Origin of the sequence: Mycolicibacter minnesotensis (assembly GCF_010731755.1) — a bacterium.
Classification (GTDB): domain Bacteria; phylum Actinomycetota; class Actinomycetes; order Mycobacteriales; family Mycobacteriaceae; genus Mycobacterium; species Mycobacterium minnesotense.
Genome location: NZ_AP022589.1, coordinates 1292169 through 1305833, shown reverse-complemented (window position 1 = coordinate 1305833; position 13665 = coordinate 1292169). Strand labels below are relative to the sequence as shown.

At 66.8% G+C, this 13665-nt stretch carries 8 protein-coding genes; 2 read left to right on the top strand and 6 right to left on the bottom strand.

The window, feature by feature from the left end:
* Position 1 precedes the first annotated feature (1 nt).
* The gene (locus G6N09_RS06215) at positions 2-1249 is read right to left on the bottom strand and encodes an MFS transporter (RefSeq protein ID WP_234807098.1); all 1248 of its coding nucleotides are present in this window, start codon (positions 1247-1249) and stop codon (positions 2-4) included.
* 48 nt (positions 1250-1297) lie between these two features.
* A complete protein-coding gene (gene kstR / locus G6N09_RS06210) occupies positions 1298-1969 on the bottom strand; it encodes a cholesterol catabolism transcriptional regulator KstR (protein WP_083027516.1) in 672 nt (223 codons plus the stop codon).
* Positions 1970-2155: 186 nt separating this feature from the next.
* On the opposite strand from kstR, the gene G6N09_RS06205 reads away from it, so the two are divergent.
* The gene (locus G6N09_RS06205) at positions 2156-4285 is read left to right on the top strand and encodes an acyl-CoA dehydrogenase family protein (protein ID WP_083027528.1); all 2130 of its coding nucleotides are present in this window, start codon (positions 2156-2158) and stop codon (positions 4283-4285) included.
* 37 nt (positions 4286-4322) lie between these two features.
* Here G6N09_RS06205 and G6N09_RS06200 read toward each other — a convergent pair whose 3' ends face one another.
* Both G6N09_RS06200 and treS read right to left on the bottom strand, forming a co-directional pair.
* Positions 4323-5678, bottom strand: a complete 1356-nt coding sequence (locus G6N09_RS06200; protein WP_083027515.1) for a maltokinase N-terminal cap-like domain-containing protein — start codon at positions 5676-5678, stop codon at positions 4323-4325.
* Positions 5675-7465, bottom strand: a complete 1791-nt coding sequence (gene treS / locus G6N09_RS06195; protein ID WP_083027514.1) for a maltose alpha-D-glucosyltransferase — start codon at positions 7463-7465, stop codon at positions 5675-5677. The genes G6N09_RS06200 and treS overlap by 4 nt, the downstream gene beginning before the upstream one ends.
* 310 nt (positions 7466-7775) lie before the next feature.
* Between treS and G6N09_RS06190 the strand changes: the two genes are divergently transcribed.
* Positions 7776-11852 carry a bifunctional nitrate reductase/sulfite reductase flavoprotein subunit alpha gene (locus tag G6N09_RS06190; protein WP_083027513.1) on the top strand — a complete coding sequence of 1359 codons (4077 nt, stop codon included), beginning with the start codon at positions 7776-7778 and terminating at the stop codon, positions 11850-11852.
* Positions 11853-11864: 12 nt separating this feature from the next.
* On the opposite strand, the gene G6N09_RS06185 is transcribed toward G6N09_RS06190, so the two are convergent.
* Positions 11865-12425 (bottom strand): hypothetical protein, encoded by a 561-nt coding sequence (locus G6N09_RS06185; protein WP_083027512.1) that lies wholly within the window; start codon positions 12423-12425, stop codon positions 11865-11867.
* 23 nt (positions 12426-12448) lie between these two features.
* Positions 12449-13537 (bottom strand): ferredoxin--NADP reductase, encoded by a 1089-nt coding sequence (locus tag G6N09_RS06180; protein ID WP_109559004.1) that lies wholly within the window; start codon positions 13535-13537, stop codon positions 12449-12451.
* Positions 13538-13665 lie beyond the last annotated feature (128 nt).

Here is a 13665-nt window from a genome sequence, read left to right as displayed (position 1 = left end):
CTCAGGCTAGCGGGGGCACGGTGCGGCCGCTGGTTCCGGCCGTCTCCGGCATCGCGGTCAGGTAGAGCACGAAGCCTGCCGCGGCGACCCCGGCCAGCGCCAGGAACGCCACGTTGTAGCCCGCGGCCAGCACGATATGCCCGGCGATGAAGTTCGACAATGCGGCACCGACACCGCAGGCCGCGGTGATCGCGCCCAGGCTCACGTTGAATCGGCCGGTCCCATGCGTGACGTCCTGCACCACCAGCGGGAACAGTGCACCAAAGATCCCGGCGCCCACCCCGTCGAGCAACTGCACCCCGACCAGCCAGTAGGAGTTGTCCCAGACCGGGTAGAGCAGGCCGCGCATCGTCAGGACCGCGAATCCCACCAGAAAGATCGGCTTGCGGCCCCAGACATCGGCTTTGGAGCCCGTCAGATAGGCCACCGGAACCATCACCAGCTGCGCTGCCACGATGCACGCCGCCATCAATGCGGTGCCCACCTCGGTGTTGACCAGAGCCAGTTCCTGGCCGACCAACGGCAGCATGGCCGCATTCGCGAAATGGAACATCATCACCGTCGCGCCGAACACCAGCAAGTGCCGGTTGCGCAGCAACACGGCGAATCCCGACGGCTGCGGATGGGCTTCGCCGGCCAAGTGGTCCATGCCGCGGGCCACGTCGTGGTCGATCGCCGATTCGGGGACCCGCAGGGTGGCCACCACGCTCAGCGCTGCCATGGCGGCCAACATCCAGAACACCACGATCGGTCCGTAGAAGTAGGCCAGGGCACCGGTAGCGGCCGCCGTCACGGCATTGCCGGCGTGATTGAAGGATTCATTGCGGCCGAGCCGCCGCGCGAACATCCGCGGACCCACCACGCCGAGGGTGATCGCGGCCAGCGCCGGTGCGAACACCGAGCCTGCGATGCCGGTCAGCAACTGCAGGGCCGCGACGCTGTAGAAACCGGGGAACAGGGGCATCGCCAAAGCCGCCGCCGTGACCGCCAGCGCACCGACGACCAGCAATGCTCGTTTGGCGGTGGTCCGGTCGACCAGCGCGCCCACCGGGGTCTGTGCCACGACCGCGGCGATGCCGCCGATCGCCATCACCAGACCGATCGACCCCTGGTCCCAATGGTGGGTCACCAGGAGGTACACCGACAGGTACGGGCCCAGCCCGTCTCGAACGTCGGCCAGGGTGAAATTCAGCAGGTCCAGGGCATGCGCCAAACGGCGCGGAATCGGCTCGGCCGCGACGCCGGTCACCGGTTCTGCACCTCCGGCACCCGTGCGCATCGAGCTAAAGACCTGGGTCTAGACCTTGGGGCTGTCGTCGTCGCCGATCAGCAGGCGGACAGCCAGATCCAGCCGCGTACTGAAGTCGCTCGCCGACGCCCGCCGAGTCAGCCAGGCCAGCAGGTTGGACAGCCACACATCCGAGATCACCCGCGAGATGTGGTACTGCTCCTCGGTCGGTTCGCCATCGCTCATCGCCCCGGCGAACATCGAGTCGATGAGCTTCTGGACATGATCGACCTCACCGGCTGCCGAGGCGTCGGCGAAGACGTAGGCCCGAGTCATGGCCTCGGTGAGCAGTGGGTTGCGCTGCATGGCGCGATTGAGCTTGTTGACCACCAGGTTCAGGCGCTGGTGGCGGGAGGTTGATGCATAGGTCACCGGGTCGGTCTTGGTGTCTACCCGCGCGATCTCCCGACCCATCGCCGACACCAACAGGTGGACCTTAGACGGGAAGTAGCGGTACAGGGTCCCCACGGCCACGTCCGCGCGGTCGGCGACCGCGCGCATCTGCACCGCGTCATACCCTCCCTTGGAGGCGATCGCCAGGGTGGCATCCAGGATGCGCTTGCGCCGTTCGCGCTGCGCTTCGGAGCCGAGGTCGGATTCGGTCAGCACAGCGACGTTGACGATCTCGCGCGGAGAGTGCGACGATCCGCGGCCCGCGGTGCCCTCAGCTGATGACGACATGTGCTGCGCGGCTCCCTCCGTCGATCTGAATCTCGTACTTCCGATATCGCCCAGACCCAACGTGTCCAGCCATAACGGTTCGACTTGACGCCCTGACGCTGGCACTATTAGAACACGTTCTAGTGGTTGGTGGGGACGTTCGTGACCCGCCTCATCTCAAGCCGTCTCGACCCGGAGGAGACCAGCGTGTCCGTGACCATCAACGACGAACAGCTCGCTGCCCGCGAGCTGGTCCGCGACTGGGCCGCCGCGGCGGGCACCACCGAAGCGATTCGGGCCGTCGAACTGGGCGAAACCGACTCCTGGCGAACCGTTTTCACGCGTCTGGCCGACTTGGGGCTGTTTGGCGTCGCAGTACCCGAGGAGTTCGGTGGGGCCGGCGGGCGACTCGAAGACCTCTGCGCGATGGTCGATGAGGCCGCCAAAGCCCTGGTCCCCGGACCGGTGGCGACCACCGCGCTGGCCACCCTGGTGGTCACCGATCCGCAGCTGGCCGAGGCTCTGGCGGCCGGTGAGCGCATCGCCGGTGTCGCCACCGACACCTCCGCAGTCGCGGTGAGCTTCGACTCCGCGTCCGGCCAGGCCTCCGGCACCGCCGAGCGAGTCCTCGGCGCCACCGCCGACGGGCTGCTGCTCCTTCCTGCCGGTGACGACTGGGTGCTGGTGGACGCCGGCGCCGACGGTGTCGATGTCGAGCCGTTGGCGGCGACGGACTTCTCCCGGCCACTGGCCAAGGTGACGCTGTCGGCGGCTCCCGCGGTACGGGTGGACGCCGGTCAGCGGGTGGAGAATCTCGTGGTCACGGTGCTGGCCGCCGAGGCGACCGGGGTCGCCCGCTGGGCGCTGCAGACCGCTGTCGACTACGCCAAGGTGCGGGAGCAGTTCGGCAAACCGATCGGCAGCTTCCAGGCCGTCAAGCACATCTGCGCCGAAATGCTGTGCCGGGCAGACCAGGCCGCGGTGGCGGCCGCCGACGCGGCCCGCGCCGCATCGGACCCCGATGGCCAGCAGTTCGCGATCGCGGCCGCGGTGGCGGCTGCCATCTGCATCGACGCGGCCAAGGCCAACGCCAAGGACTGCATTCAGGTGCTCGGCGGCATCGGCATCACCTGGGAGCACGACGCGCACCTCTATTTGCGCCGGGCCTACGGCATCGGGCAGGCGCTCGGCGGGCCCGAGCGTTGGCTGCGCCGCACCGCCGCGCTGACCCGCGACGGAGTGCGTCGGCGGCTCGAGGTCGATCTGGGCGCGGATGGCGCGGCCACTGACGTGCGCCCCGAGATTGCCGAGGAGGCGGCCCGCATCGCGGCACTGCCCGCTGACGAGCAGCAGCGGGCGCTGGCCGAATCGGGCCTGCTGGCGCCGCACTGGCCGGCTCCCTACGGCCGCGGTGCTGGACCGGCCGAGCAGCTGGTGATCGACCAGGAACTCGCCGCGGCCGGAATCGGGCGTCCTGACCTGGTGGTCGGGTGGTGGGCCGCACCGACCATTCTCGAACACGGCACGCCCGAACAGATCGAGCGGTTCATCCCGGCCACCCTGTCCGGCGAGGTGTTCTGGTGCCAGCTGTTCTCCGAGCCCGGTGCCGGCTCTGACCTGGCGGCGCTGCGCACCAAGGCGGTCAAGGTCGATGGTGGCTGGCGCCTGACTGGCCAGAAGGTCTGGACGTCGCGGGCGCATGACTCGCAGTGGGGTGTGTGCCTGGCCCGAACGGACCCGGACGCTCCGAAACACAAGGGCATCACTTACTTCCTGGTCGACATGGCGGCCGAGGGTATCGACATCCGGCCGCTGCGGGAGATCACCGGCGAGGCATTGTTCAACGAGGTCTTCCTCGATGATGTATTCGTCCCGGATGAGCAGGTGGTCGGTGGCGTCAACGACGGCTGGCGGCTTGCCCGCACCACCCTGGCCAACGAGCGTGTGGCGATCGCCGGTGGTACCGCGCTGGGCAACCCGATGGAAGAGCTCCTGCGGGCCCTGGACGGCCGTGAACCCGACACCGCCACCGCTGAGCGCCTGGCCCGGCTGATCATCGCCGCGCAGGCGGGCTCACTCCTGGATCAGCGCATCGCCCAGCTCGCCGTCGGCGGCCAGGACCCTGGCTCGGAGTCCTCGGTGCGCAAGCTGATCGGGGTGCGTTACCGCCAGGAACTCGCGGAGTTCCGGATGGATGTGGCCGACGGCGGCGGCATCGTGGCGGGGCGTGAGGTGCACGACTTCCTCAACACCCGCTGCCTGTCGATCGCCGGCGGCACCGAACAGATCCTGCTCACGCTGGCTGCCGAGCGGCTCCTGGGCCTGCCCCGGGGATAGCTTCGGCTCGCTTCGGCGCCACAGCCGGAGCGCCGAGTCATGCGGCGGTGAGCCGGGCCAGCGCCCGCAACGGAATCGGTAGCCAGGCCGGCCGGTGACGGGCCTCGTAGCCGGCCTCATAGACGGCTTTGTCGACTTCATAGGCGGCGAGTAGGGCCGCACTGTCGCGCGGGTCGGCTCCTGACACCGCGGCATACCCGTCGCAGAACGAGTTGCGGCAGCGGTCCAACCACTCGCGGGCCCGGGTGGCCAATTGCCGGTCGCGCCCCTCCCGTGCCACATCGGCGAGCTTCCCGTACGCGGCGTACTCGTAGGACCGCAGCACACCGGCGACGTCGCGCAGTGGTGAGTCGGGACGGCTTCGCAACGGCAAGGGCGTGCCCGGCTCACCTTCGAAATCGATCAGCAACCAACCGTTGGGCGTACGCAACACCTGACCCAGATGAAGATCGCCGTGGATGCGCTGCATCATGACCGGCTGCCCGGCCAACGCCGCAAAACGCCGTTCGATGGCCGGAATATGCGGGCGGACTTCGGGCACCATCGCCGCTGTCGCCGCCAACCTGCGCGACAGCGTCTGAACCGGGAAGTCTGCTTGCGCGGTCCCGTAGGCGACGGCCAGTGTCTGGTGGACCGACGCGACCGCCTCGCCGAGCCGGTAGGACTCACCGGCGAAGTCGCCGCCCACTTCGTAGGCGTAGAGGTCGGCTTCGGCGAACAGGTCACGCACGCTGGCGGTGGCCATCGCCCACCCCTCGGCCGAGTTCACCACGTACTCGCTGACCATGCCCAGCGAATAGGGGACCGTGCCGGCGTCCCCGGGCAGCTCGGCCTGGTAGGAACCCAGCAGTCGCGGAACATGCGGGTTGCCGGCACGCCCCAGTACCGCGTTCAATTCGATGTCGGGACTGATACCGGCGGTCAGCCGCCGAAACACCTTGAGGACCACCTCTTCCTCGGCTATGACGCTGGTGTTGCTCTGTTCGGCTTCCGAGACACGCGAGTCGGCGCGCACCGGCAGCGACACATCGGGCTCCGGCGTGAAGGTGAGCGGACCACGGGTGGCCGAGGAATCGATGAGTGCCAACAAGAATCGTGCCGCTGCGGGGTCATACAGCGCGTCGTAGCCGATATGGCCGTCCGTAGCGCCGATCATCGCGATCTGGGCATATTCCGGTGCCAGCTCGACATCCCAGCTCACCACCACCTGATAGCGCTCCGCAGCACCGTCGGCGTAGCCGACGTCGAGCAGCACCAGATCCATTCCGGCGCGCAACTCCACCACCAGGGCGGGCTGGACGCGGGCCAATGCCCGATTGCGCCCCGCATACCAGCGTCGGGTCGGCAGCCATTGCGCCCACGGCAGCCCCGCCGGTTCGCCGCCGCCGGTCATGGCATCTCCTCCTTCGTCTCACACAGCTGAAACCAGTAGAAGCCATGTCCGGGCAGGGTGAGCAGGTAAGGCAGTTTCCCGATCCGCGGAAATTCCACCGAACCGGTCAGTTCGGTGGGCGTGTGTCCATCCCAGTGCTGCAGATTCAGTTCGATCGGTTGGGGAAACCGTGACAGGTTGTTGACGCAGAGGACCGTGTCGGCGCGGTCGCCGCAGGCCTCTCGAACGTAGGCCAGCACGGAGGGGTTGGACCCGCCCAATTCTCGAAATCCGCCGAGCGCGAACGCGTCATAGCGCCGTCGAATCGCGAGCATGGTGCGGGTCCAATTGAGCAGGGAAGCCGACGTATCGCGTTGCGCCTCGACGTTGACAGCCTGGTGGCCGTAGATGGCGTCTTGAATGGGCGGCAGGTACAGACGTCCGGGGTTCGCCGTGGAGAAGCCGGCATTGCGGTCCGGTGTCCACTGCATCGGTGTGCGTACCGCGTCACGGTCTCCGAGCCAGATGATGTCGCCCATGCCGATCTCGTCGCCGTAGTACAGGATCGGTGAGCCCGGAAGCGACAGCAGCAGTGCCGTGAACAACTGGATCTGGTTGCGGTCGTTGTCCAACAGCGGTGCCAGCCGACGCCGGATTCCCACGTTCGCCTTCATCCGTGGATCTTTGGCATATTCGGCGTACATGTAGTCGCGCTCGTCGGCGGTGACCATCTCCAACGTCAGCTCGTCGTGGTTGCGCAGAAATATTCCCCATTGTGCCGTGTCGGGGATGGCCGGTGTCTGTGCCAGTATCTCCGAAATCGGAAAGCGGGATTCTCGGCGGACCGCCATGAAAATGCGTGGCATCAAAGGGAAATGGAAAGCCATATGGCATTCGTCGCCGCCGGCGCGCGGGTCGCCGAAGTATTCGACCACGTCGGTCGGCCATTGGTTGGCCTCGGCGAGCAGTACTCTGCCCGGAAACTCATCGTCGACCACCTTGCGGCAGCGCTTGAGGAACTCGTGGGTCTCAGGCAGGTTCTCGCAGTTGGTTCCCTCGCGCTCAAAGAGGTAGGGCACCGCATCCAGGCGAAAGCCGTCGATCCCGAGATCCAGCCAGAATCGCAATACGTCGATCATCGCATCGGCGACCGCGGGATTGTCGTAGTTCAGATCGGGTTGATGCGCAAAGAATCGGTGCCAATAGAACTGGCGCCGAACAGGATCAAACGTCCAGTTCGACTCTTCGGTGTCAACGAAGATGATCCGGGCATCGGCGTAGCGCTCGCTGGTGTCACTCCACACGTAGTAGTCGCCGTAGGGACCGTCCGGTTCATGGCGGGACTGCTGAAACCACGCGTGAGTGTCGGAGGTGTGGTTCATCACCAGATCGGTGATGATCCGGATACCGCGTCGATGTGCGGCGTCGAGCAGCGCGACGAAGTCGTCGACGGTGCCGAACTCGGGCAGAACCTTATAGAAGTCTCGGATGTCGTAGCCGCCATCACGCAGCGGTGAGTCGTAGAACGGCGGCAGCCACAGGCAGTCGACGCCGAGCCACTGCAGGTAATCCAGCTGGTCGGTCAGGCCACGCAGGTCGCCGATGCCGTCGCCGTTGGAATCGCAGAAGGCGCGTACCAACACCTCGTAGAACACCGCCCGCTTGAACCAGGCCGGATCCGCTGGCAGGGCCGTAGCTTCGCCGAAGTCGTCGGCGGTTGGGTGCTCGACTCGGCCGTCCTCGACGTGGCTGCCCGCTGCGGGGTCGGGCAGCTGCTGACCAAACGTGTCGCCGGCGGCGGAACCCATACTTCGACAAGTACCCCATTCGCGCCGCGATTACCTGGCGGTGGGCCGGATCACCACCTTCGCCGCTGTTCCGGGTGTGGCGATCGTCACCGGCGGGCGCGAATGTGGCCGATCCGCCGCGCTGTCAGCATTCCGGCAGGAATATCGCAACACGTGGCAATGGTCCCGCAATGATCTTGAAACCTGTGCGCGGCAGGGTGGCAGAAAGGCTCCCAATCACAGGAGGTGACCTGCCGTGTCTGCGCAAGACGACTCCCAGCGTGCAGAGACCGTCTCCACCCTGTGCGCCTACTGCGGAGTCGGATGCGGCATGGTGCTGCAGATCGAAACCGATGCGGCCGCCGGGCGCCGCAGGGTGGCCAAAGTCGCCGGCGACCAGACTCACCCGAGTAACCACGGTCGGCTGTGCACCAAGGGCGCCACCACCGCTGACCTGCTGGCGGCGCCCGGCCGAATGGAATCGGCATTCCTGCGTCCCGGCCGCGAGGAGCCGATCGAGCCGACCGGGCTCGATGCCGCTATCACGGCCTGCGCCACGGGGCTGCGGGCGATCATCGACGAACACGGACCTGACGCGGTCGCGCTCTACGTCTCCGGCCAGATGTCCATCGAGGCGCAGTATCTGGCGAACAAGCTGGCCAAGGGCTTCATCGGCACCAACCAGATCGAGTCCAACTCGCGACTGTGCATGGCCAGTGCGGGCAGCGGCTATAAGCAGTCACTCGGTTCTGACGGGCCGCCCGGTTCCTACCAGGACTTCGATCACGCCGACGTGTTCTTGGTGATCGGCGCCAATATGGCTGACTGCCACCCGATTCTGTTCCTGCGCATGATGGACCGGGTCAAGGCCGGCGCCAAACTGATCGTCGTCGACCCGCGTCGTACGGCCACCGCCGACAAGGCCGATCTTTTCCTCCAGATCGCTCCGGGTACCGACCTGGCGCTGCTCAACGGGCTGTTGCACCTGATCGTCGCGAACGGCCACACCGACGACGAGTTCATCGCCGAGTTCACCCAGGGCTGGGAGGTGATGCCCAGTTTCCTCGAACAGTTCACGCCGGAGACGGTGGCCTCGGCGACCGGCATCCCCGAGGCCGACATCCGTACCGCTGCCGGCTGGATCGGTACGGCGGCAAACTGGATGAGCTGCTGGACGATGGGGCTCAACCAGAGCACGCACGGAACCTGGAACACCAACGCACTCTGCAATCTGCACCTGGCCACCGGGGCGATCTGCAAGATCGGCAGCGGTCCGTTCTCCCTGACCGGACAACCCAACGCGATGGGCGGTCGGGAGATGGGTTACATGGGGCCGGGCTTGCCCGGGCAGCGCAGCGTGGTCTCCGCCGACGACCGGGCATTCGTCGAGGACATCTGGGGTATCGGCCGCGGCTCGCTGCGTACCGAGGTGGGCGGCGGCACCATCGACATGTTTGCCAAAATGGCCGACGGGCAGATCAAGGCGTGCTGGATCATCTGCACCAATCCCGTTGCCACCGTGGCAAATCGCAAGACCGTGCTGGCGGGGCTGGAACGGGCGGAACTGGTGATCGCCCAGGATGCGTTCGCCGAGACCGAGACCGGGGCCTACGCCGACATCCTGCTGCCCGCGGCGTTGTGGACCGAGTGTGACGGCGTGATGGTCAATTCCGAGCGGACCCTCACCCTGTTCTCCGCCGCGACCGAAGCGCCTGGTCAGGCGTTGCCGGATTGGCAGATCATCGCCCGGGTTGCCGCGGAGATGGGCTATGCAGAGGCGTTCGACTATGCCGGCGCCGGGGATGTTTTCGAAGAGATCAAGCAGTTCGCCAATCCCAAGACCGGCTACGACTTGCGCGGCATCAGCTACGAGCGCCTGCGCCAAGCCCCGATCCAGTGGCCCTGCCCGCCCGAGGGTGACGGTGACCGGCACCCGATCCGCTATCTCAACGACGGGGTGAGCCAGCGCCTCCTGGTTCGTGAGGACGGGACCGTGCCGCGGTTGGCGTTCGCTACCGAGACCGGCCGGGCGGTCTTCTTCGCACGCCCACACCTGCTGCCCGACGAGATGCCCGACGACGGCTATCCGTTTCTGCTCAACACCGGTCGGCTTCCGCATCACTGGCACACCATGACCAAGACCGGAAAGGTGGCCAAGCTCAACAGGCTCAACCCGGGCCCGTTCGTCGAGATCCACCCCGACGATGCCGCCCGGTTGGGCATCGGCGACGACGACCAGGTGGAGATCGCTTCGCGGCGCGGCCGAGCCGTGCTGCCGGCGGTGGTCACCGACCGAGTCCGGCCGGGAGACTGCTTCGCGCCGTTCCATTGGAACGACGCGTTCGGCGAGTATCTGTCGATCAACGCCGTCACCAATGACGCCGTCGACCCGATTTCGCAACAGCCCGAGTACAAGGCGTGCGCGGTCACCCTTGCCAAAGTCGTGGCGCAGGCCTCCGGAGAGCCCGTATCGGCACCCGAGGGGGAGGAGGCCCACTTGTCGAAGGTTGACGCTCTCGCCGACCTATTCGGATTGGCAGCGGATTTGGAGGTACCGCGCTTTGATTCCGTGCAGCGGCGCTATCTGAGTGGACTGGTGACGGCGTTGCGCAGCGAGGCCGCACGAGGAATCGCCGGTGTGCCGACCCTGCCGGCGAGTGCTCCGTTGGATGTGGATGCCCGGATGTGGGTCAACGGTGTACTTGCCGGCCTCTTCTCGCGCACCGACCAACTCGACCTCGCCGCGGTACCGGTCCCACCGGCGCCCGACGGTGGGGGGCGGCCCACCACTGTCGTCGTGCTGTGGGCTTCACAGACCGGTACCGCCGAGGAAGCCGCTCAGATGTGCGCCGCGCGACTCGGCGAGACGGGCGTGCCGGTCACGGTGCGCGGCATGGACGATTTCGATCTGGCCGATCTGGCCGGAACACCGGTGGTGCTGCTGATCACCAGCACCACCGGCGACGGGGATCCGCCGGACAACGGGAGCGCCCTGTGGGAGTTTCTGAATGGGCCAGCGGCGCCGCAACTGCCCGACACCGGCTACGCCGTGCTGGCCTTGGGTGACTCCAACTACGACGACTTCTGCGGGCATGGGCGAAAGCTCGACCTACGCCTGGCCGAACTCGGTGCCCGTCGCCTCGTCGAGCGCGTCGACTGCGAGCCCGACTACGGCGCGGCGGCGGCCGGGTGGATCGAGGCGGTCAGCGCAGTCCTGGTCCGTGCGCCGGTGACTGCCGGTGATGCCGCCTCGGCACCGGCGCCGCCGGCAGCCCCACTCACCCCCGAACCGCAGCCCTACGGCAAGAAGAACCCGCTGATCGCGGACCTTGTCGGCAACGCCAGGCTCAGCGGGCCGGGATCGGCGAAAGACGTGCGGCAGTTCACGTTCGCGCTGGCCGAGAACACCCTGCAGTATGAGGCCGGCGACGCACTGGGGGTGTGGCCGCGCCACCATCGCGATCTGGTCGACGAGTGGTTGGCCGTCACCGGTTTGGACGGCGACGAAGGCGTGGAAGTCGTTGAAGGACAGTTGATGGCGCTGCGCGACGCCCTAAGGGAGAGGTTCGCGATCGCCCGGCTCAACCCGGACCTGGTGCGATTCGTCGCAGAACACAGCGGCAGTGCCGAGTTGGCCGAACTGGCCAGCGGACAGAACCGGGCGCAGTTCGCCGATTGGGCCTGGGGGCGCCACCAGATCGACCTCCTGACCGAATTCCCGGTACGGGTGACCGCTGACGAGTGGCTCGCCGTCCTCAAACCCCTTCAGCCGCGGCTGTACTCGATCTCGTCGAGCCCCACCCATGACCCGCACGAAGTGCAGCTGACCGTGTCCACCGTCCGCTATGACTTCCGAGGACGCCCACGGCGCGGTGTCTGCTCGACGTACCTCGCCGACGCTGCGGATGCGGTGGGGATCTTCGTCCAGAAGGCCAACCACTTTCGGCCACCGTGCGAGCCGGATGCACCGATGATCATGGTGGGTCCCGGCACGGGGATCGCCCCATTTCGGGGCTTCCTGCAGGAGCGGCGAGTCCTGGGCCACCGGGGCGCAAACTGGCTGTTCTTCGGAGAACAGCACGCCGCCACCGACTTCTACTACCGCGACGAGATCATCGGGATGCACGCCGACGGATTTCTGACCGAACTCGACTTGGCGTTCTCGCGTGACCAGCCGGAGAAGATCTACGTGCAGCATCTGATGCGGCGGCGCGGCGCGCAGCTGTGGCGGTGGCTTCAGGAGGGCGCACACCTCTACGTCTGCGGCGACGCGCACCACATGGCCAAGGAGGTCGACGCCACCGTCGTCGCGATTGCCCAACAGCACGGCGGCCTCGATCTCGACGCCGCAAAGGCTCACGTCCGGGCGCTCGCAGCGGCGGGACGCTACCAGCGCGACGTTTACTGACTCAGGGGTCGGCTAGGAGAACACTGTCTGCGCACACGTGGACGGTGTGGTCAGGTTGACCCCGCTGTAGACCACCTGGATGTGCGTGCAGACGATCACGTTGGCGTCGGTCTTGGGGCGGCCGGTGGTGTATTCCAGAACGTCGATGCTGCCGTTGGTCTGGTATTTCTCCGGCGGGCCCTCGCCGTAGTACATCGACTGGATCACCGCGCCGGTGCCGTCCTTGAAAACCTTGGTGCCGGGGCCGCCGCGGTCCTTGAACCAGCCCTCACCGCCGTCGGTGTGCACATCCAGATAGGCGGTGCGCTTCGACGAGCGGATCTCGGTGCTTTGGCGGGCCCACAGGTCCGGCGGGAACCCGGCCATGCCGTTTGGAGTCTGCAGTTGCACCCCGACGGTGAACCGGCACAGTGGCGGAGCGCTGCAGTCGACGAAGCTGTGGGTCTGCAGCTGATCGAATTCGTTCACCGGGAACAACGAGGTCTTGGTGTCACTGGCCGCCGAGGCTGTCGCGGACGGGATCAGCGCCGCCAACAGCGTCAGGGCGGCCGGGACCATCAGCAACCGCTTCATGTCGCACCAACCTAGACCGGACATCACTCGTCGTAGGTCACTTCCACCGAATCGGTCTCGGGATGGGCCTGGCAGGCCAGGATCAGCCCCTCGGCGAGGTCCTGAGGTTCGAGCACGTCGTTGATCTCCATGCTGACCTTGCCCTTCTTGATCTCGCAGGCGCAGGCGCCGCAGTGGCCCTCCCGGCAGGAGAACGGGGCATCAAGGCCCTTGTCGAGCAGCAGGTCGAGCAGCTTGACGTGCCGAGGCCACGCCAGCTCGTGCTTCTGGCCGTCCAGCTCAACGACAACGGTGGCGGGCGCCTGCGCCGCCTCCCCTTCCGGTGCGTCTTCGATCGTGACCGCGGCGAACGGGTCGCTGTCCAGCGACTTGAACACCTCGAGGTGGACCTGCTCGGCCGGCACTTTGCACGCATCCAGGGCTTCGCGGGCGGCCTGCATGAACGGGCCCGGGCCGCAGATGAAGACCTGCCGGTCGGTGAACGGGGCGGCCAGCTCGGCCAACGCGGCGCGGCTCGGTAGGCCCTGCACCGACTCCAGCCAGTGCACGACCGTCAGCCGGTCGGGGTAGGTGTCGACCAGCTCACGCAGCGCGGCGCCGAAGATCACCGACCGCTCATCACGGTTGGCGTAGAACAAGACCACCTTGCCGCTGCCCTGCGACAGCGCCGACTTGCAGATCGCCATCATCGGGGTGATCCCGCTCCCGGCGGCCAGCAGCAGAAAGTCGGTATCCAGCGACTTGGGCACGAAGGTGCCCGAGGGTGCCAGGACATGGATGCGCATACCCGCGTGGGCGTTGTCACACAGCCAGTTCGATGCGTAGCCGTCGGCGGTCCGCTTAACGGTGACCGCCAGCGCGTCGTCAGTGAAGGGCGAACTGCACAGCGAGTAGCAGCGGGCCACCGAGCCGGTCTGATCGCTGGGAATGCGCAGCGTCAGGAACTGGCCGGGCGAGTACTTCAGTCGCTGCGCGGGGATCGCTGGATCGTTCGGCCCGTCCGGCACGCTGAAGACCAGCGAGCGTGCGTCGTCGGTCTCCACGACGACTTCCGCGATCTGCAGTTCCAGCACGTGAGCACCGAGTGGTTCGTCCGGAATGGTCTCCGTCACGGGCCGCCCTTCATCTTCGGTCATAACTAGAACAGGTTACAGAAAAGAGGTCCGGTATCGCTACCAGCTGCAGGAACACCCCGCTCGACACAAATCGGAACGTGTTCTAATCTCACACTAGGCTGGTT